The sequence below is a fragment of the Thiomicrolovo immobilis genome (genome assembly GCF_039645955.1).
Taxonomy (GTDB): Bacteria; Campylobacterota; Campylobacteria; order Campylobacterales; family Sulfurimonadaceae; genus Thiomicrolovo; species Thiomicrolovo diazotrophicus.
In genome coordinates, this window is sequence record NZ_CP147916.1 from 318,677 (window position 1) to 337,581 (window position 18,905).

General features: G+C 59.4%; 18 protein-coding genes and 1 tRNA gene. 3 read left to right on the top strand and 16 right to left on the bottom strand.

Annotated features, from left to right (window positions below; translation table 11 throughout):
* Positions 1-126: 126 nt before the first annotated feature.
* From WCX72_RS01675 to WCX72_RS01710, 8 genes are all read right to left on the bottom strand, one after another.
* Positions 127-975, bottom strand: a complete 849-nt coding sequence (locus WCX72_RS01675; protein WP_345970513.1) for a UbiA family prenyltransferase — start codon at positions 973-975, stop codon at positions 127-129.
* The gene (gene coxB / locus WCX72_RS01680; RefSeq protein WP_345970514.1) at positions 972-2,330 is read right to left on the bottom strand and encodes a cytochrome c oxidase subunit II; all 1,359 of its coding nucleotides are present in this window, start codon (positions 2,328-2,330) and stop codon (positions 972-974) included. Before coxB ends, WCX72_RS01675 begins: the two co-directional genes overlap by 4 nt.
* An 11-nt stretch (positions 2,331-2,341) precedes the next feature.
* The gene (locus WCX72_RS01685; protein ID WP_345970515.1) at positions 2,342-2,623 is read right to left on the bottom strand and encodes a cytochrome C oxidase subunit IV family protein; all 282 of its coding nucleotides are present in this window, start codon (positions 2,621-2,623) and stop codon (positions 2,342-2,344) included.
* A 1-nt stretch (position 2,624) separates the two neighbouring features.
* Positions 2,625-3,272, bottom strand: coding sequence for a cytochrome c oxidase subunit 3 (locus WCX72_RS01690; protein ID WP_345970516.1), 648 nt, complete (start codon positions 3,270-3,272; stop codon positions 2,625-2,627).
* A complete protein-coding gene (locus WCX72_RS01695) occupies positions 3,272-4,918 on the bottom strand; it encodes a cbb3-type cytochrome c oxidase subunit I (RefSeq protein WP_345970517.1) in 1,647 nt (548 codons plus the stop codon). Before WCX72_RS01695 ends, WCX72_RS01690 begins: the two co-directional genes overlap by 1 nt.
* A complete protein-coding gene (locus WCX72_RS01700) occupies positions 4,911-5,744 on the bottom strand; it encodes an SCO family protein (RefSeq protein ID WP_345970518.1) in 834 nt (277 codons plus the stop codon). The genes WCX72_RS01695 and WCX72_RS01700 overlap by 8 nt, the downstream gene beginning before the upstream one ends.
* A 245-nt stretch (positions 5,745-5,989) precedes the next feature.
* Positions 5,990-8,110, bottom strand: coding sequence for a hypothetical protein (locus tag WCX72_RS01705; RefSeq protein WP_345970519.1), 2,121 nt, complete (start codon positions 8,108-8,110; stop codon positions 5,990-5,992).
* Positions 8,107-8,595, bottom strand: coding sequence for a hypothetical protein (locus tag WCX72_RS01710; RefSeq protein WP_345970520.1), 489 nt, complete (start codon positions 8,593-8,595; stop codon positions 8,107-8,109). Before WCX72_RS01710 ends, WCX72_RS01705 begins: the two co-directional genes overlap by 4 nt.
* A gap of 132 nt (positions 8,596-8,727) precedes the next feature.
* Here WCX72_RS01710 and WCX72_RS01715 point away from each other — a divergent pair, with 132 nt between their 5' ends.
* Positions 8,728-9,723 carry an NAD(P)-binding domain-containing protein gene (locus tag WCX72_RS01715; protein ID WP_345970521.1) on the top strand — a complete coding sequence of 332 codons (996 nt, stop codon included), beginning with the start codon at positions 8,728-8,730 and terminating at the stop codon, positions 9,721-9,723.
* A gap of 209 nt (positions 9,724-9,932) precedes the next feature.
* On the opposite strand, the gene amrB is transcribed toward WCX72_RS01715, so the two are convergent.
* The 6 genes from amrB to topA form a co-directional block, all read right to left on the bottom strand.
* Positions 9,933-10,712, bottom strand: coding sequence for an AmmeMemoRadiSam system protein B (amrB, locus tag WCX72_RS01720; RefSeq protein ID WP_345970523.1), 780 nt, complete (start codon positions 10,710-10,712; stop codon positions 9,933-9,935).
* A complete protein-coding gene (gene amrA, locus WCX72_RS01725) occupies positions 10,709-11,290 on the bottom strand; it encodes an AmmeMemoRadiSam system protein A (protein ID WP_345970525.1) in 582 nt (193 codons plus the stop codon). Before amrA ends, amrB begins: the two co-directional genes overlap by 4 nt.
* 64 nt (positions 11,291-11,354) lie before the next feature.
* Positions 11,355-12,518, bottom strand: a complete 1,164-nt coding sequence (locus WCX72_RS01730; RefSeq protein ID WP_345970526.1) for a cation:proton antiporter — start codon at positions 12,516-12,518, stop codon at positions 11,355-11,357.
* Positions 12,519-12,521: 3 nt separating this feature from the next.
* A complete protein-coding gene (locus WCX72_RS01735) occupies positions 12,522-13,370 on the bottom strand; it encodes a biotin synthase (RefSeq protein WP_345970527.1) in 849 nt (282 codons plus the stop codon).
* The gene (locus tag WCX72_RS01740) at positions 13,367-13,888 is read right to left on the bottom strand and encodes a YfcE family phosphodiesterase (protein ID WP_345970528.1); all 522 of its coding nucleotides are present in this window, start codon (positions 13,886-13,888) and stop codon (positions 13,367-13,369) included. The genes WCX72_RS01735 and WCX72_RS01740 overlap by 4 nt, the downstream gene beginning before the upstream one ends.
* Positions 13,885-16,110, bottom strand: coding sequence for a type I DNA topoisomerase (topA, locus tag WCX72_RS01745; RefSeq protein WP_345970529.1), 2,226 nt, complete (start codon positions 16,108-16,110; stop codon positions 13,885-13,887). The genes WCX72_RS01740 and topA overlap by 4 nt, the downstream gene beginning before the upstream one ends.
* A gap of 183 nt (positions 16,111-16,293) precedes the next feature.
* Here topA and WCX72_RS01750 point away from each other — a divergent pair, with 183 nt between their 5' ends.
* Positions 16,294-17,121: a hypothetical protein gene (locus WCX72_RS01750; RefSeq protein WP_345970530.1), complete on the top strand. Its 828-nt coding sequence runs from the start codon at positions 16,294-16,296 to the stop codon at positions 17,119-17,121.
* On the opposite strand, the gene WCX72_RS01755 is transcribed toward WCX72_RS01750, so the two are convergent.
* The gene (locus WCX72_RS01755; RefSeq protein ID WP_345970531.1) at positions 17,118-18,197 is read right to left on the bottom strand and encodes a DegT/DnrJ/EryC1/StrS family aminotransferase; all 1,080 of its coding nucleotides are present in this window, start codon (positions 18,195-18,197) and stop codon (positions 17,118-17,120) included. The genes WCX72_RS01750 and WCX72_RS01755 overlap by 4 nt on opposite strands.
* Positions 18,194-18,607, bottom strand: coding sequence for a hypothetical protein (locus WCX72_RS01760; RefSeq protein ID WP_345970532.1), 414 nt, complete (start codon positions 18,605-18,607; stop codon positions 18,194-18,196). The genes WCX72_RS01755 and WCX72_RS01760 overlap by 4 nt, the downstream gene beginning before the upstream one ends.
* A 152-nt stretch (positions 18,608-18,759) precedes the next feature.
* Here WCX72_RS01760 and WCX72_RS01765 point away from each other — a divergent pair.
* Positions 18,760-18,835 (top strand) — tRNA-Val (locus tag WCX72_RS01765).
* Positions 18,836-18,905 lie beyond the last annotated feature (70 nt).

Consider the following 18,905-nt stretch of genomic DNA (forward strand, 5'->3'; position numbering starts at 1 on the left):
CCGAAAGAAGAAAGTGCGAAAGGCTGCCGCTTTCGGGAGATTCCAAGCGTCACAGGTCCGCTCGACCCGCTAATTTCCGTTTAAGCCTTGATAGAAGAAGTAGATGCTGCCCCGATTAACTCTTAACTAGATCGTATCGATGCTCATCAGGGTCATTGTGCCCAGCAAGAAAAGGTTGATCCCCCTGAAAAGGGTACTGGCGCGTTCCGCGGTGAGCTGCCGGAAGGGGATGCGTCCGCCTGCGGCGGCCGTGGCGGCGGCCAGTGCTGCGAGCAGCAGCAGGATGACGGAACTTCTGATCCCGAAGATCGCCGCGGTGTAGAGGGCGCAGAGCACCGTGAGCATCCACCAGACGCAGAGCACCCGGCGGAAGCTGGTGTCGCCGAAGATCTCCACGGCCGTGGGAAAACCCGCGGCGCGGTAGTCGGCGTCGTGTTTGGCCGCGAGCAGCCAGAAGTGGGGGACCTGCCAGACGAAAAAGAGCAGCCCGAGCGCAAAGAACTCCGGATCGGCGAGGCTCTGCCCCGCGGCGAGCCAGCCGATGGCCGGCGGAATCATCCCCAGCACTCCCCCGGGCACGACGGCGAAGGCCGAATGGCGTTTGAGGGTGGTATAGACGCCGTTGTACCATAGAGGCACGAAGAGGAAGAGCAGCAGGCCCGTCGTTTTCAGGGTGGCGGAGATGAGGAGCGTCCCCAGGGCGATCAGCGCCAGCGAGACGGCCAGGGCGGCATCGGGATGGACCCGGCCGGAGGGGATGGGGCGCCGTTTCGTCCGTTCCATTTTACTGTCGCTCTCCCACTCCTGGTACTGGTTCAGGGCCGAAACGCCCAGGGCCAGGAGCAGCACGGCCAGCGTGGCAGGGAGGAGCGGTCCAATATCTCTGCCGCCGCCCAGAGCGAAGCCGAAAACGGCGGAGAGCGTCACCGCCGCCGAGAGGCGGAATTTCGTCAGTTCCATCAATGTGCGAATCATTTTAACTCCTTCATATAGGTGACCAGCGTTTCGATCTCCTCAGCGGAGAGCATCTTTCCGAAGGGGGGCATAAGCCCCGGTGCAAAGCCTTCGACGACATCGGCGTTCGGGGTTTCCAGGGAGCTGCGCAGGTACGCTTCGTCGGCGGTCACCTCGCGGCTTTTGCCGTCGGTGACGACGGTCAGCTTGCTGCCGTAGAGGCCTTTGAGCGTCGGACCGAGCTTTTTCGTGCCGTCGAGGCTGTGGCAGGCGCCGCACCCTTTTGCATTGAACAGGGTCGCCCCGTCAGGAGCGGCAGACGCCTTCTGGGGTGCGGTCGGTTCGGCTTCCGTCGTTGCGGGTGCTGCGGCCGGCTCCATCGTGGTCGTTGCGGCGGGAGCGGCTGCTTCAGGAAGCACACTGCCGCCGTTTTGCTCTTTGATGAAGGTCACGAGCGCCTTCAGCTGCTCCGCGTCGATCTGGCCGGAGAGGTCGGGCATGACGCCGTCGGGGAAGCCCTCGGCGACGTCGGCGCCCGGTTCGCGGATGGCGCGTTCGAGGTAGGCGTCGTCGACGACGGTCCGCCGCGTTTTGTCGCCCGTCATGACGGTAACGTTTTTCCCGAAGAGTCCCGCAAAGGAGGGACCGACGATGATGGAACCGTCTAGGCTGTGGCAGGAGGCGCATCCCAGCGTTTTATAGAGCATCTCCCCTTTGCTTTTGGGCGCAGCCATGTCGTGGGGGCTTAGTTTGTCGCTGGCGTACCACGCATCAAAATCCGCCGCCTTCATAACTTCGACTTTCGAAAGCATCTTCGCATGTCTGACGCCGCAGTACTCGGCGCACTCGATGTCATAGCGTCCCGGTTTCGTGGCATTGAACCAGATGTGCGTTTTACGCCCCGGGACGACATCCTCCTTGACCCGGAAGGCGGGAACAAAGAAGCTGTGCAGGACATCGCCGTCGGGCGCACCCATGATCAGTTTGATGTTTTTGCCGACGGGCACGTAAAGTTCGTCGGTCTGTTTCCCGTTGGGGTAGGTAAAGGTCCAGGACCAGCGCTTGCCCAGCACATCGACGGTAAAGGCATCCTTGGGCATCGTCCGCAGGTCCCGGAAGGAGGTATAGCCGTAGTAGAAGATGACGAAGAGCAGGATCGTCGGGATGACCGTCCAGGCGATTTCCAGCCCCAGGTGGTCGCGGATATTACGGATCTCGCCGGGTTGGACCTTGGTGTGGTGATAGCGGACGATGAAAAGGGCCATCAGCCCGGCCACCAGGACGAACATGGCGATCGAGATACCGGTCGTGATCCAGAAGGCGCGGTCCACGTCGGCGGCGTAAGTGGAAACGTTTTGATTGAATCCTTCGAGCATGTCGTCTCCTTTTATGAATGGGCTACGTCGATGCCGACGATGATGAAAAAGACCGCCAGGATCATCAGGGCCATGACGACGTATCCTTTGAGATACGCCGTCTCGCTGCGCAGGTGCATGTAGTACGCGGCGACCAGGGCGACTTTCAAGACGGCGATGAGCAGCTGGGTCCCGACGGTGCCGCCGACGGCAAGAGGGAGGAGCGTGGGCTGCAGAAAGGTCAGCAGCGTCAGCAGCAGCAGCCCGCCCAGCACTTTGGTGTAGAGGGCGACGGAAGGGGTAGCGTGTTCCATCTCAGACTCCTATCATGTAAAACAGCGGGAAGAGGATGATCCAGACGAGGTGGACGAAATCCCAGTAGAGCGTGACGTTCTTCATGACGATGGTGTGCTCGGGCCGGATGCCGCCGGAGCGGATCAGCAGCAGCACCCAGCTCATCAGCGCCACGCCGGCGATGACGTGCAGGCCGTGGAGTCCCGTCATGACGAAGTAGAGGCCGAAAAAGAGGATCTCCCCGCGGTCCAGGGCGTCAAGCACCCCCGAACCGGGGTAGATGCCCCGGCTGATTTCCATGTTCCACTCGACGGCTTTTATCCCGAGGAAGATCAGCGCCATCAGGGCGGTGGCTCCCACGAGCAGGACCGCGGCGCGGACCCTGCCCCGGCGCAGCATCATCGTGCTAAGCCCCATCGTGTAGGTGCTCACAAGCAGGATCACCGTATTGGTGCCGCCCAGCCAGACGTCGAGGTGGCCGGAGGAGGCGACATAGCTCTCCGTATGGCGGTAGAAGTAGATGGCGAAGAGCAGGAAGAGCGTCCCGAACATCATCGCCTCCGTCATCAAAAAGACCCAGAATCCCAGTTTGGCTCCCCCGTAGTCATCGTGAAAGTCGACGACGGGATGGGGCTGTCCCTGTGCGTCGTATGCCATTTCCTGTTGCATCAGCGTATCCTCCGGAAGTTTTCATCAAACTGCACGAGGGGCTCACCCGCCTCGTATTCGTAGGGCTCGAAATCCACGTAGGGGATCTTGGGAAAGTTCTCCAGCGGCGGCGGAGAGGGGATATGCCACTCCAGCGTCGTCGCGTTCCAGGGGTTGGGACCGGCGTCCCGCCCCGATCGGAGCCCCCGGTAGAAGGTGTAGACGATCATGACCAGGCCGGATGCTATCAGCAGCGCGCCGACCCCGGAGATCTGGTGGTAGACGGTAAAATCGGGCAGGTAGTCGAAATAGCGGCGGGGGTTGCCGAAGAAGCCGGCGAGGAACATCGGGAACCAGAGCATATTGAACCCGACGAAGGCGAGCCCGAAGGCGATGCGCGCCAGCCCCTCGTCATAGAGCTTCCCGGTGATCTTCGGGTACCAGTAGTGCAGTCCTCCGATAAACATGAAGATGACCCCGCCGAGGATTGTGTAGTGGAAGTGCGCCACGACGTAGTAGGTGTCGTGCAGGTGGATGTCGGGACCGATGGCGCCCAGTGTCAGGCCCGTCAGCCCGCCGACGGTGAAGTTGATGATGCTGCCCAGGATCCAGAGCATCGGCGTGGCGAGGACGATGGAACCTTTGTACATCGTCGCCACCCAGTCGAAGATCTTGACTCCCGTGGGCACCGCGACGAGGAAGGTGAGAAAAGAGAAGATGACCCGCGCGATGTCGCTCATGCCGGAGGTGTACATGTGGTGGCCCCAGACGAGGTAGCCGATGCCGGCGATGGAGGCCGAGGAGATGGCGATGGCGTGGTAGCCGAAGATGGTGCGGCGCGTGAAGGCGGGCAGCACCTCCGAGACGATGCCGAAGCCCGGAAGGATCATCAGGTAGACCGCCGGGTGGGAGTAGATCCAGAAGAGGTGCTCAAAGAGGACCGGGTCGCCCCCCTTCGTCGGGTCGAAGATCCCGATGCCCAGGGTACGTTCAAGGATGACGAGCAGCAGGGTGATCCCCACGACCGGGGTCGCGAGCACCTGGATCCACGCCGTGGCGTAGAGGCCCCAGATAAAGAGCGGCATCTTGAAAAAGCCCATGCCGGGGGCGCGCAGCCGATGGATGGTGACGATGAAATTGAGCCCCGTCAGGATCGACGACAGGCCCAGGATAAAGGCGGCGCTCAACGTCGAGAGCACATGCGCGTCGGTACGGATGCTGTAGGGCGCATAGAAGGTCCAACCCGTGTCGGCGAACCCCTGCCCCGTGACCAGGGAGGAGATCCCCAGGATCACGCCGAGGACGTAGAACCAGAACGAAATGAGGTTGAGCCGGGGGAAGGAGACATCGTGCGCGCCCAGCATCAGCGGCAGCAGAAAGTTGCCAAGCGTAGCGGGGATCCCGGGGACGATGAACAGAAAGATCATCGTCACGCCGTGGAAGGTGAAAAGCTCGTTGTAGGTCTGCGGTTCGAGGAACTGGGCCCCGGGGGCGAACAGCTCCGCACGCATCGTCAGCGCGGCGCCCACTGCGAGGAAAAAGAGCGTGAACATCAGCACCATATACATCAGGCCGATGCGCTTGTGGTCGATGCTGAAGATCCACTGCAAAACGGGGTTGCGGAGATGGCCGAAGAGGGTATGGGTTTCGTGGTAGAAGCTAGGCATTTTTGTCCTCCATGGAACGCTTTTTTCTGCCGGAGAGCACCAGGTAGAGGAAGAAGCCGGCCAGGATCAGCGTCAGGGCGATGGCCCCGAACTTTTCGGCGGCAAAAACGTAGGTCTTGTTCTTCGGATCGAAGGCGAAACAGAAAAGCAGCCCCTTGGCGATGGTGGGGCGTACTTTTCCCTGCGAGGCTTCCATCAGTGCCATCTGGATATCAAAGGGGAGCTGCTGGATTCCGTTGAGGTAGCGGGTGATCTTCCCTTCGGGCGACAGGGCGACGAGCACGGCGGGGTGGACATACTCCTCCATGCCGTTCGGTCCGACCTGTTTTTCGTATTGGAAGCCGACGGCATCGGTCACCTTTCGGATGTTTTCGTCCCTACCGGTCAGGAAGGTCCAGGCGGCGGGGTCGAAGGGACGGGGCATGGAGGCGAGGAGGTTCGCTTTTTTCTTGGCCGCGTCGGCAGGCCCTTCGTCGGGGTTGAAACTGAGGGTGATGATCTTATACTCTTTGCCTTCGGCCAGTTTGACCATCGTGAGGTTCTGGGCCAGGTCGTTGAGCTGGGGGGTGCAGAGGCCGGGACAGCCGTAGTAGTTGAGGGTGAGGATGGCCGGTTTGCCGTCCATGACCTCCCCGAGCGTGACACGGTGCCCCTCGTCATCGATAAAGGGGACATCCAGCGGCAGCTGTCCGGCGGGATGTTCGATCATCCCCAGCGTGGGCGGTGTATCGGCGTAGCCTGCCGCGGCACAGAGCAGAAGGCACGCGAACCAGTAGAGCGGCAGCGCAATCGGGTAGGTCTTTTTTCGTCGTATACCGGCGGACATGGGATGGTCTCCTTGTGAACAACGTCGAAATGATGGTCGTGATAGAGGCCTTATAGTCGTCGGCCCGATAAAACTGTTGGATTCCCCTCCGGCATTCCCGAGGCGGAAATGCATGTTTTTGATCCGGAAACCGGAATGGCATTATTCGGATTTCTAATACTATGCTAACGAGAAAAACCAAAAGAAATCTTTGGTATCTCGTCTAGTTTTGGCGTGCCCCGTTTCGTTTCAATCCTAACGGGGGTCTAGATCGTGCAGTAGTCCTTGTGCACTTCCCTGCTCTTGGCAAAAGGATCGATGGAGAGAAGGAAGACCGGGAGCAGGAGCAGGTCGGTGGCGAGGGAGAGGGTGATGAGCTCAGCGCCGAACCTGCCGATATCCCGGAGGCTCTGGACCGGTGTCATCATCAGCGAGGCAAAGAAGATAACGAGGACAAAAGCGCCGATGACGACGGGGACGGCGCCGTAGAAGAAGGTGATCTCCAGGGCGTGTTTGCGGCTGCGTCCGAAGAAGCGGGCGCGGAAATATTTGAAGGCGAAGTGGACCGTCGCGTCGGAGCCGAGCCCGACGGAGATGGACATCGCAATGAGCATCTCGAGGTTGACGGGGGTGTCCAGCAGCTCCATCGCCAGGCCGAACCATGCGATGGGGATGGCATTGGTGATGAAACCGATGTAGATCATCCGTCCCGATCCGAAGATGATCCCCATGATCAGTCCGATAATGACGAGGGCCGTAAAGAGCGAGGCGGCCAGCACGACGATCTGCTGCTGCTTGGCGCTGCGCACGAGGGTCTGGACGTCACTGAAGTGCAGGGGAAGCGCCGCGTAGTTGCGCAGATAGGTCAGCAGCGCCGCCGTATCGATGCCGGGTTCCATAAAGAGCGTCAGTTTGAGGGTCTGTTTTTCGTCATTGAAGTAGCGCTGGTTGAGGTCGTACATGTCGATAAAGAAGAGCGCGCGCAGGATCGCCTGGTCATCAAGGAGCTCCCCCGGGGCCTCCGCCTGGTGGATAAGCCGCAGCAGTGATGCGACGCTGTCGACCCGGTCTACGCTGGGGAAGCGGGCGGTCAGTTCCGAGGCAAGGGTGTCAATCTTGGCCACGGTGGCGGGGTCGATCTCATCGAAGGGGACGGTGAGCACGAGGGTACGGCCGCTCTGACCGGGGGAGAGAAGCAGGTCGGAGCGGGTCAGGAAAAGGCTGAGCCCCAGCAGCAGGATCCCGATGGTGACAAGATTGAGCAGGCGCAGGAGTTTGGGGTTGTAGTCCAGTTCCCGGCTGACAAAGTAGTAGACGGGGCGGGTAAAGCGCACCCGGGGGTGGCGGACACGGAAGTAGCTGAGCAGGGCGATCAGCAGCGTCGTGTTGAGCAGCAGGGCGATGAGGGAGGCACCGATGATACTGATACTGAGCATCCGGACGATCTCGTTCTCCGAAAAGAGCAGCGTTCCCAGCCCCACGGCGGTGATGACGGTGGTCCAGAGCGCCGGCGTCACGGTACGGTTGAGGGATTTGAGCAGGGCCCGGTGGGAGTCGTCGCGGTACTGTGTGACATGCCACCGGTAGTAGAAGTAGAGGTAGTCGACAAGGGCGATGGCAATAATGATCAGGCCCAGGGCGAGATGCAGTTCGTGCAGACCGGTGATGAGGTAGACGAGCTCGAAGGTGAAGAGCAGGGTACCCGAGACGATGACGAGGGCGGCGAAGGCGGAGACGTAGTTGTGGAAGATGATCCGGAAAAAAAGGATGATGGCGAGAACGATCAGCCCCAGGAAAAACAGGGTCTGCCGATAGCTGAAGCTGCTGTCGGTCTCATCGAGCGTATAGGCGAAGGGAATGGAGAGCTGCACGTCCGCCAGCCGCTCATCCCCATAGAGGTAGAAATCGAAGGCGCCGAAGTCCTCCGTGACGTAGCGGCGGTAGGCGTCGGGCAGGGCCCGGATAAACGCATAGGCCTGGGCGGCATTGAGTTCGGAGAGAGGAAGGGCCTTGATGAGCGACGAACCCTCGGTCGCCTTGTCGTTGTAGATGTAGCGGCTGCTGAAAAGCGAATCGACGTGACGTACCCCTTTTATCTGTGTCAGCCGCACATGCAGCGCCGTCAGTTTCGCTTTGGTGTCGTCGTCGAACCGGTTGACGTAAACGCGCAGGTGCTGCACGTTCTCAGGCACGATGCCCAGGGCCTTCGTCATGGCCAGCTCCTGCGAACCCCCCAGCCAGAAACGCTGGTCACTGAGAACAAAACTGAAGCGCCCTAGGGCAAGTGTCAGCAGGGCGAGGAGCAGGAACAGTGCGATGACGGCGGCACGATTGCGGGTGACGAAGGTGACATAGCGGCTGACTTTGGGGGTATCGTGGTATCTCATGGCTGCTTCTTTTTGTCGAGGATAAGGTAGGGGCGTTTGTCGACGCCGATCTGCTCCGCCGCTTTCCTGATACGGGTGACTTTAACATGGATGGCCGGCGGGGTGAGGCGGTTGAGTTTGGGCAGAGCAGAACGCCTCAGCATATAATCGAGCATCGCCTCTTTGGGACGGGGGGCGTTGTAGATGGCGTTGATGACGGCCCCGGACTTGAACATGGGATGGGCGTAGAGAAAAAAGTAGTAGTGGTAGCGCCGCTGCATCTTGTCGCTCTCCGTGATCATCCCGACGAAGTCCCGAGAATGGGGACAGCGCGGATCGATAAAGGCGTAGACGTCCGTCGGCCCGTTGCCCAGCTCGATGGCGTCGCCCTTGATAGCAAACAGAAAGGGTAGCACTTCGCTCAGCGGTTTTTTGACGGTTGCCCCGGCGGCATACGGGGCGGTAAACAGCAGAACCGAAAGGAGGCTGAACAACAGAAATTTCATGCTAAGTGACGATTATAGTATACCTTCTTCCCATTTACCTGTATAAATAGAACAAATAGGTGGCAGCGGGAGGGGTTTCGTTAACCTAAAGTGCTACAATAATAGGCAATTCAAACGGCAGCAGGAGAGAGTATGGATCAAGTTTACAACCTGGCGATCATCGGGGCAGGCCCCGCGGGGATCGCCGCAGCAGTGGAGAGCTACCTGCTGGGGATGCGTGACATCATCATCCTGGAGAAGGGACAGAGCCATAACGAGACGATCCGCAAGTACTACAAAGACAACAAGCGCGTCGACAAGGATTGGCAGGGGCAGAAGGTCGAGCTCGACGGCAACATCTATTTTATCGACGGCACAAAAGAGAGTACGCTTGATTTTTTCGATGAGGTGCTGGCGAAGCACTCGGTGAAACTGCAGCCGCAGACGGAGGTGCAGAAGATCGTCAGAGGCGACGACGGCATCTTCGACGTCATGGTCCCCGGCGGCAGCATCCGGGCCCGCTACGTCGTCGTCACCATCGGCCGGATGGGCAAACCGAACAAACCCGACTACAAGATCCCGCCCGCGATCCGCAAACAGGTCAACTACACCCTCGATGATGTCGGTGAGGGCGAGAAGATCCTCGTTGTCGGCGGGGGCGATTCGGCGGTCGAGTACGCCGTCGACCTGGCTGCGAAAAACGACGTGGCCATCTGCTACCGCCGCGCAACGTTTCGCCGCGCCAACCCCACGAACCAGACCGACATCGCCAACGCCATCGCCCACGGCGAGGTACGCCCTATTCTCAATACGAACATCGAAGGGCTCGAAGAGGATGCGGGCAAGGTGAAAGTGCTGTTCGAAGAGCGCGAACCGGAGAATTTCGACCGCGTCATCTACGCCATCGGCGGGACAACGCCGAGTGCCTTCCTCACCGGGTCGGGCATCGGTATCGAAGAGGGGTGCCCTGTTCATGACGAGAACTACGAGAGCGACGTCCCGGGCATCTTTGTCGCGGGGGACATTACCCAGGAACGGGGCGGCTCCATCGCCCTGGGGCTCAACCACGGTTTCTATATCGCGCGGCACATCCTCGACAACGACAAGACGCTTCGCCGTGATGACGACGTCATCAAGCGGTTGGATTAGAGGGGATTGTTCCCCTTTTTCTTTACCCGTGTAAAGAAGAAGCCGAACCGGGAAGAAGAAAGCACGAAAGGCTGCCGCTTTCGGGACATTCCACTCCCCGGTGATCCGCTCGATACGCTAATGACTGTTTTTGACTTGACAGCAGAAACAGATACTTGCATCCTTCACTTAGCACTTAGCACTTAGCACTTAGCACTTAGCACTTAGCACTAATAAAACACAGCAGATGTATATCCCACGACGTTACTCGTATCCTTTGTCGCCCAGCTGCTGGTGCGGTAGTCGAGGAGCTTGACGTTGAGGTCGTCGTTCTGCGCGGCGATCAGCACACCCTCGACCCCGATGGCACCGCAGGCTTCGCATCCCGAATGCATCATGGAGGGTTCGCGTTTGTCGATGGCGTTCAGGCAGATATTGTCGAGCCTGTTTGCCTCCTCCTCCGTATAGAAGTGGCTCAGGTCCGTACTGATGACGACGATGTTCTCTTCATCTTTGAGCAGATCGGTAATGATGGCGCCGAGGGTTTTCGGGTCGAAGGCGCCGTAGACCATCTCCACGACTGCCAGCTGCGGGGCATAGTGCTTGATAAAGGGCATCTGTACTTCCGTCGAGTGTTCCATGTGCATCGCCGGCTCGAACGCCAGCCCGTAGGTCTCCTTCAGACGTTCGGCATACGCCTTGTCGATGGTCAGCGCCCCCAGCGGGGTGGCGAACTCGTCGAAGAGGGAGACGCTCATCCCGTGAAAGGCGACACGGTGCGAAGGGCCGATGACGATGGCGCGTTTGGCGCTGCTGTGACGCAGCTGTTCAAAGGCAAGGTGTGCGGTGAAGCCGGAGTACATGTACCCCGCATGGGGAACGATCAGCGCCCGCGGCGTTTCGGGGACGTCAACGTTCCCCATCTCTTCGAACGCTGTGAAAAAGCGCTCGATCTCGGAAGCCTGGGCCGGGTAGAAGGAGCCGGCATGTGCGGTGGTGCGTGCGCTCATAGCACACCTCCTGTTTGAAGCGGGGCATCCTCGAAATGCTCCGCCTGGTAGGTGAAGATCTCGGGATGGTGGTTGAGGACGTCCGTCCCCAGGCCGGCCTTGAGGCCGAGGTGGGCAAAGAAGGCATCGAAATCGGGCAGCTCCTCCCAGACCTGCGGCAGGAAGGTGGCGCTGCGGCCCCCCAGCTGCAGAATGACCCCGTCGACGTTCGGGCGGATCTTGCGGCGCAGGTCGGCAGCATCGTCATAGGGGAGGTTCTCCGGGACACTCAGGAGCGACACCTCGACACTGCAGCGGCGGTATTCGCGGTCGGTCAGCGACGCAAAGCGGGGGTCGCTGAAGGCCGCCGATTTGGCGTTGGCGATGACATCTTCGTAGAGCGAGGTGTGCGGGATGATGGAACCGATGCAGCCGCGCAATGTCTTGCCCTCGATTTTGAGGGTGACGAAGGTGGCGCGGGGTTCGTCCAGCTCCGGGAATTGTGCCACCAGTTCGGCTTTGTTAAACGGGAAAGGTTCGCCGAACGCCGATGTAATCGCTGCGCGTGCGAGCTGCAGCAGGAGGGTCTGAAGCGTCATAGCCGTCTCCTTCATGCCATATCAGACGATTATAGCACAAAACAATGTTACGATAGGTAGCAGACTAGCCGTGCAGCTCCTCCGCCGGCATCCGGACGATATGGAGCAGTTTGATGGCGATCATGACGACGATGACTTCAAAGAGCGAAGCGAGGATCAGCGCGTAGTAGTGGAGCTTGTCAATGCTGTTGTTGGTGTAGGCGAGGGTCGTGATGGCGATGAGGAGCGTCAGGGGCATGGCGTGACTGAGGCCGATGCGCAGAGCGTCGCGCCACCCCATCGCCGGCGCGAAGATCTGCGCCGCGATCAGGCGGATCGCGATCATCAGGAAGGTAACCATCAGGGCTTTGGCGATGAGCCCCTCCATCATCAGCGCATTAAGGTCGAATGTCGTGCCGATATAGATGAAAAAGAGGGGAACAAGAAAGCCGAAACCGAAACTGCCGAGTTTCTCCGGAAGCTCATGCTTATGCTCGAAAAAGGTGGGGATGAACATCCCGGCGATGAAGGCGGCAAAGGCCAGTTCGAGGTCGAGGTAGAGCATGATGGCCACCAGCAGGAAAAGGATGCCGATGGAGAGGCGGACGTCCTGTTCTCGGTTGTCCACGTGGGGCATCAGCATCGTGGCGACTTCGGGATACCACCAAAAAAAGAGCTGCAGCAGCTTGAACAGCAGCATGATAATCACGATAAAGAGGATGAGCGAACCGATGGTCTTGAACAGTCCGATGCCGTCGCCGTACTCGAGCGCGGCGGAGGAGACGGTCAGGATGGCGATGGAGACGACCTCGCCGATCCCGCCGGCGAGCATGGCGAGTCCCAGCCATTCGGCTTTGCCGTACTCCTTGTTGAGCGCGGCGACGAGGCCGACAGAGATGAGCGGCAGCAGGACCATGAAGATGCGGCCGAGATCAAAGTACCATACGGCGATGCCGGAGAGGGCATAGAGGGCCGTTAGGTAGAGGGTGATGCGCCGCAACACGGTGCGGTCCAGACGCCAGAAGGTGCGCAGATTGATCTCCATCCCGGCGAGGAACATGAGGAACAAAAAACCTACTTCCGCAATGAATTCGAAAAAGTGGCTGCCGTGCAGCAGTCCGACGAAACCGAAAAAGGCGCCGAGGATGATCTCGATCGGCGTCGTGGGGATCTTGAAGAGTTTGGCAAGAAAGGGGGAGAAGATGATGATCAGCGCCAGGGTGATAATGAGCGTGATATCATGATCCATAGGTTACTCCCCTACACGGTCCGCGACGGCAAGACCGAGATCGCGCAGCATCTCGAGGTCGGCATTGCGGTCGCGACCTTCGGTCGTGAGGTAGTTCCCGACGACGATGGAGTTGGCGCCGGCGGCAAAAATCTCGTGCTGCCGTTCCCCGAACATCAGTTCCCGTCCGCCCGCGACCATGATGCGCTCTGCATTGGGCAGCATCTGCCGCGTCAGCGTAATAAGCTCCAGGGCTTCGTCCGTGCTGAGGGGGTTGGGGCGCAGGGGCAGGGCCGGATTATGGTGGTAAAAGTTGATGGGGACGGAGACCGGGTTCAGTTTCTGCAGGGAGGTGAGCATACTGATGCGGTCCTCCTGGTTCTCGCCCAGGCCGAAGATACCGCCGGAGATCAGTTTGAGACCGACGGCATTGACGTTTTCGCAGGTCTCGAACCGTTCGTCCCAGGGGTGGGTGGTGCAGATCTGCGGGTAGAACTCGCGGGAGGTCTCGAGGTTGTGGTTATAGGCTTTGATGCCGGATCGCTTAAGGGTTTCGAGCTGGGAAACGGAGGCGGTACCGTTACAGGCGATCAGTCGCAGCCCAGGGACCTCCGCGTTGACGGCCTCGGCGACTTCGCAGACGAAATCGAGGGTACGTTCGTCAAGCCCCTTGTGCGCCGTGACCAGACAGAAGCCCAGGGCGCCGGAGGCTTTGGCTGCGCGGGCCTCTTCGATGATGTCTGTGACGGGCTTTTGCTTGTAGCGGGCGATATCGGCCTTATAGCGTACACTCTGCGAGCAGAACTTGCAGTCTTCGCTGCAGGTGCCGCTGTTGATGTTGCTGATAGCGCACAGAAAAACCTTCTCGGTCATGCCGATTCCCTCTCGAAACTGAAGTGTCTGGCGTGGAAAGTCTCCTCTTCCAGCGGCCGGCTGTACTGGGTGACGCCAAACGTGTCATCCGTGATCTCAAGCATAGCACATTCCGAGACCGGTTTGGAGCGCGCACATGCTTCGCCGGGGTTAAGGTAGAGCGTCCCGTTTTTGAAATCGCACTCGAAAGTATGGGTATGACCGAAGAGCACGATCTGGGCGTCGGGTGCCATATAAAACGGTAGGTGCATCAGTTTGAATTTCGTCTTTGCCAGTTTGAAGTAGTGGGGCTCCTGTACCAGGCTGTAGCGGTTATGGACCGACGCGAGATGGGGGTCGTTGTTACCGTAGACGGCGACGTAGCGTTTGCCGCAGGTTTTGAGCTGCTGAAGCATCTCCTCTTTGACGATGTCGCCGCAGTGGATCAGGAACTCGGCTCCTTCGGCCAGCAGATGGTCGATTACCTGCCGGGAGTATTCCACTTTTTTATGGGTATCGGAGAGCAGCCCGATTTTCACGCCTCTTCCTCGATCGGGGTGCGGTGTTTGCACTTGACGCACTCATAGACCTCTTTGCCGCGGTAGGTGCGGCGTGCGAGGACGCCGTCGCATCCCTCCTGGTCGCACTTCTTGTCCGTCGGCTCGAATTTCGAGATGAACTTGCACTTGGGGTAGTTTTCGCATCCCCAGAAGGCGCCGCGGCGCGACTGGCGGAAGAGCAGCTTGCCCCCGCAGTCCGGACAGGGGACTGCCGCCTCTTTCGGGGCTTCGAGGGGACGGGTGTTCTTGCATTTCGGGTAGGCGCTGCAGGCCAGGAACTTCCCGTTGCGGCCGCTTTTGATAACCATAGGGCTGCCGCACTTGTCGCACACCTCGTCGGTCGTTTCCGGTTCGGCGGCGGGTTTCGCCTCGCCACCCTCTTCGGCGACCTGTTCGGTGTATTTGCACTTGGGGAAGCCGCTGCAGGCGATGAACTTGCCGTAGCGGCCCGAGCGCATCAGCAGCTCTGAACCGCATTCGGGACAGTTGCGGCCGATAGGTTCGGCCATCTTGAGACTCTTGATCTCTTTTTTCCCTTTGGTGATCTCCTCCATAAAGGGAAAGTAGAAGTCGATAAGGACGCTCTGCCAGTCGTGGTGTTCGTCGGCGATCTTGTCGAGGATCTCCTCCATGTTGGCGGTGAAGTTCGCATCGACAATCTCCGGGAAGTGCTTCTCGAGCAGTTCGGTGACGGTAAAGGCGACTTCCGTCGGGACAATCTGGCGTTTTTCGATGTTGATGTAGCTGCGGGCCTGCAGTGTTGAGATCGTCGGCGCATAGGTAGACGGACGGCCGATCCCTTCGGCTTCGAGCTTCTTGATCAGGCTCGCCTCTGAGTAGCGCGACGGCGGCTCGGTAAAGTGCTGGGTCGGCGCGATCGACTCGAGGGCGATGCTCTGCCCCTCTTCGAGGGTCGGGAGCAGTTTGTCCTTGTCGTCGGTGCCGAGGACTTTATAAAAACCGTCAAAGAGGAGTTTGCGGCCCGTCGCACGGTACTCGGCGCTTTCGCTTTTGAAGGTGATGGACTGCTGTTCGAACACGGCGTCGGTCATCTGGCAGGCAAGGAAGCGGGTATAGATGAGGCGGTAGAGCTTCAACTCGTCGGGTTTGAGGTACTGCGCGGCGACCTGCGGCGTGAAATCGAGCATCGTCGGGCGGATCGCCTCGTGGGCTTCCTGGGCACCCTTGGCCTTCTTGCCGTAGGCTTTAGGGCTCTTGGGCAGGTACTTCTCCCCGTAGGTGTTTACGATGGTGTCGCGGGCCGCTTCGACGGCCTCTTTGGCCATATTGAGGGAGTCCGTACGCATGTAGGTAATGACCCCGGAGGTGCCGGTGGGCGTCTTGACCCCTTCATAGAGAGTCTGGGCGAGCATCATCGTCTTTTTCGGAGAGAAGCCGAGCTTGCTCGACGCCGTCTGCTGCAGGGTCGAGGTCATAAACGGCGGCGGCGTGGAGGTCTTGCGCTGCTTGGTCTCGATCGCATTGACGCTGAACGCTTCGCCGCGGATGCGCTCGGTCATCGCCTCGGCCATTGCCTGGTTCTTGATGGCGAGCTTGTCGAGTTTTTCACCCTCGTAGCTGTAGAGGTTCGCGTCGATGCCCGGAGCAAAGACGGTATCGATGGTCCAGTACTCTTCGGGCGTGAAGGCCTTGATCTCCCGTTCGCGGTCGACGATGATCTTGAGCGTCGAGGACTGGACGCGGCCGCCGGAGAGCCCTTTTTGGATCTTGGAGCTCAGCAGCGGGGAGAGCTTGTAGCCGACGATGCGGTCGAGCAGACGGCGGGTCTGCTGGGCGTTGACGCGGTCCATGTCGATCTCCCGGGCCGTCTCCAGCGCGTGGGCGATGGCGGTTTTGGTGATCTCGTGGAAGACGATGCGCGGCAGGGACGTCGGATCTTTTTTGATCGCATGGGCAATGTGCCATCCGATCGCTTCTCCTTCGCGGTCCTCATCGGTCGCGATATAGATTTCATCCGCTTTTTTTGCCAGTTCCTGGATCTGTTTGACGGTGGGCGCATTCTCCTTGGAAACGCTGTATTCGGGGGTAAGCGTACGTGCTTCCTCGTCGACTTTGATGCCGAAACGGCTTTTGGGGAGGTCGCGGATATGCCCCTTGGAAGCGATGACTTCGTACCCTTTTCCGAGGAAGTTCTTGATGGTTCTTGCCTTGGCCGGGGACTCTACGATAATCAGTTTCAATGAGTTTCCTATATATATAGTATTGGCGATTTGAGTTCGCAAGTGTAGCGAAAAAAGTTTTAACGCTGCGAAGCCGGATGGCGAGATTAAGGCAGAGGCAAGTTTGCCGCTCGCCCGAAAGCGGCGCAGGGCTTTGAGGGGCACGGTTCTGTATAATAGTCCGACATCAAGAGAGAGGAAACGATGGAAACGACAGAAAACCGCCTTATGGATGAGGCCCGACACGAACCGGTGAAGAATGTATTTCGTCTCGGGTGGGAGTTTATCATTGTAAACCGCACCCTGGCCCTGATGACGGTGGCGGCTTTTGTGCTGCTGACGCTGTTGGAGCTGGTCCCGATCGTCGGTCTGGCAGCCTCGGTGGCCGTAGGGGTTTTCGCCCAGTCGGTGCAGATCTATGTCGGGCGGGCTTTCGCGGAGGCGGCCTCTATCGACGCCTTCCTTTCCGAGGCCCGCCTGACGACGCTCAGCACCTTTTTGACCCGCTACCAGGCACCGGCTTTCGGAGCATGGCTCGGGTGGTTTGTCATCAGCATGGGCGCTTTCATCATCTGGATGACCCTGGCACTCTCTGCGGGGTTTGATCCCACGATGCTGGAAGAGAGCATAGCGGATGAGGCCCAGCTGATGGCATTGATGGAGGCGATGGGACTGAGCCTGCTGCCGGTGCTGCTCATCGGGCTGCTGATCATTTATGTTTATCCCATCGCCCAGGGACGGGTCATTCTCTCCGACACCTTCGGCGACGCCTTTAAGGCGGTCTTTTCCGTCTTTCTACCCTCGGTTTGGAAAGCAGCGGCAGAAGGGGAGTATTTCCGTTTTCTCTTCGTGTTCGGATTGGCACTTTTGGGAATAGGTATGCTCGTGGGAATCGCGATGATGCTGCTGTTCCTTATCCCCCTTTTCGGCCCGATCCTGTTTGCACTGCTTACGGCCGGACTCTTTTATGTGATGTTCCTGGTGATGGCGATTGCGAGTGTTTTGGCACGTTCGATGGTCGAAGCGTTTTAGAAACTGCAGCCCCGGTAGGCGTACTTCTCCGTCGCTTCTTGCACGGCCGCGGCGACCTGCCTGATTTCGTCAGTAGTGAGCCTGTGGTGGCAGGGCAGCTGCAGCAGGGCCTTGTAGAAATCCTCCGTCACCGGTAAACGGACACCCTCATCTTTGAAAGCGGTCGTTTTATAGAGCGGTTTGCAGCAGACGATCGCCTCAATTCCTTCCCCTCTTATGCTGCTATAAATATCCTCTTTCGGACAGTAGAGCTGCGGGGTCAGCAGGATGGGGTAGCTTTCAGGGGCGTCATCGGGGTCGCGCTTCATGCAGTCAAAGAGGGTACTGGAGTGCAGCTGTTCGTCCAGCAGCGCGCTGTTCTCGCGGCGGCGCTCGCAGGCGGTTTCCAGGTGCTGCAACTGTTCCAGCGCGACGGCGGCGGCGAGAAGGTCCAGCGTGCAGTCGGCCCCCCGGAGGGGGAGATCGTAGTTCCAGAGACTGCCCGGCTGCCGGCCCCCCCGGCGAAAAAGGCGGGCACTTTGCGCGATTACATCGTCGTCGGTGAGCAGAAAGCCGGTAGAGCTGACGCCCTCAGGCATGAGGGGCGCGAGTGACCAGACGGCGGAGCCGGAGGGCTTCATCGGAAGCAGGGAACCGGTAGCGTCCTCGAGCAGTGTCAGTGCGGCCGGAACTTCCGGAGCGATCGAACGAATGCCCCCGAAATGCGCGAAGAGCACGGCGTCTGTTTCCGTACCGATCGCCTTTTCGACGGCGGCGGCCATCAGGACGCCGTCAAGACCGATGTCGGCGTAGCGCGTGCGGACACCGCTGCGGCGGAGCGCGCTGGAGCGGTGGAACGGGGCCATGGCGTCGGTGATGATCGTCGCTTCTTTGAGGGGGGCGAGGAGCGCTTCCAGTGCGGAGGAGGGGGTGTCGAACGCAATGGCGTGGGCGCAGCCGTGGTAAGCCGCGATGGCCGCTTCCAGCTGGGCGGGCGCATCAGGGTCGAGTGCGAAGGTCCGCGCCGCAAGGGCGTCACGTTCCCTGACCCGGGCCGAGAAGGGGATGGGGGCTGATGTGACGCCGGGGGCGCTCATGGTCTCGGCGACTCCATGGCATCATCGAGATCGGCGTAACGGGTCTCGTCTTTGGGTTCGGGCTCCGCTTCGATCACGAAGTGGCTGTGGTGCACTCCTCTCTGCGGCGTCACCGAACGCGAAGAGCGTTTGCGAAGCAGGTAGCGTTCGGTGCGGTAGCCGCCGAAAAAGAGCGCCCCGAGCAGTGCCAGGACGAAACTGCCGATCGCCCAGGTCTTCATATAGGCGCTCCACTCCCCCTGCCAGACGGTTTCGATCAGCAGCAGGATGTCAAGTTCCCCCGTGACCAGCACCAGCAGCACGAGAAAAAAGACGTAGGGGGCACCGAGCAAGACAATAAAAAGCAAAAAAGGGTTGACATAAACGGGGTTGTCCGACATGCGCGACCGTTCCAACTCCATTGCCGTCATTTGCGCTCCTTAATGCTGTAAATATATAATCATATCATAGCTGCCGTTGTCCAAACGCTTTTGAGGATGCGGGGAAAGTGGCGACAGATCATGCGCTATTCTTAAGCAGTTTCTAATATATGAGGGGCTATAATTTCGGCCTCTTAACTGATGGTCCCATAGCTCAGTTGGTAGAGCACCACCTTGACATGGTGGTGGTCACAGGTTCAAGTCCTGTTGGGGCCACCATTCTTCCAAACAATATTAAATCCCGCTCTTTATCCGATCCTTTAACTAGTTTCCATAGGAAAATTCGCTA

Coding starts and splice junctions, on each gene's coding strand:
- WCX72_RS01730 (WP_345970526.1), bottom strand. CDS start 12,518: ATGGATCATGATATCACGCTCATTATCACCCTGGCGCTGATCATCATC.
- WCX72_RS01750 (WP_345970530.1), top strand. CDS start 16,294: ATGGAAACGACAGAAAACCGCCTTATGGATGAGGCCCGACACGAACCG.
- amrA (WP_345970525.1), bottom strand. CDS start 11,290: ATGACGCTTCAGACCCTCCTGCTGCAGCTCGCACGCGCAGCGATTACA.
- WCX72_RS01700 (WP_345970518.1), bottom strand. CDS start 5,744: ATGTCCGCCGGTATACGACGAAAAAAGACCTACCCGATTGCGCTGCCG.
- WCX72_RS01705 (WP_345970519.1), bottom strand. CDS start 8,110: ATGAGATACCACGATACCCCCAAAGTCAGCCGCTATGTCACCTTCGTC.
- WCX72_RS01715 (WP_345970521.1), top strand. CDS start 8,728: ATGGATCAAGTTTACAACCTGGCGATCATCGGGGCAGGCCCCGCGGGG.
- coxB (WP_345970514.1), bottom strand. CDS start 2,330: ATGCTCGAAGGATTCAATCAAAACGTTTCCACTTACGCCGCCGACGTG.
- WCX72_RS01710 (WP_345970520.1), bottom strand. CDS start 8,595: ATGAAATTTCTGTTGTTCAGCCTCCTTTCGGTTCTGCTGTTTACCGCC.
- WCX72_RS01675 (WP_345970513.1), bottom strand. CDS start 975: ATGATTCGCACATTGATGGAACTGACGAAATTCCGCCTCTCGGCGGCG.
- WCX72_RS01685 (WP_345970515.1), bottom strand. CDS start 2,623: ATGGAACACGCTACCCCTTCCGTCGCCCTCTACACCAAAGTGCTGGGC.
- WCX72_RS01735 (WP_345970527.1), bottom strand. CDS start 13,370: ATGACCGAGAAGGTTTTTCTGTGCGCTATCAGCAACATCAACAGCGGC.
- amrB (WP_345970523.1), bottom strand. CDS start 10,712: ATGAGCGCACGCACCACCGCACATGCCGGCTCCTTCTACCCGGCCCAG.
- WCX72_RS01760 (WP_345970532.1), bottom strand. CDS start 18,607: ATGACGGCAATGGAGTTGGAACGGTCGCGCATGTCGGACAACCCCGTT.
- WCX72_RS01755 (WP_345970531.1), bottom strand. CDS start 18,197: ATGAGCGCCCCCGGCGTCACATCAGCCCCCATCCCCTTCTCGGCCCGG.
- WCX72_RS01690 (WP_345970516.1), bottom strand. CDS start 3,272: ATGCAACAGGAAATGGCATACGACGCACAGGGACAGCCCCATCCCGTC.
- WCX72_RS01695 (WP_345970517.1), bottom strand. CDS start 4,918: ATGCCTAGCTTCTACCACGAAACCCATACCCTCTTCGGCCATCTCCGC.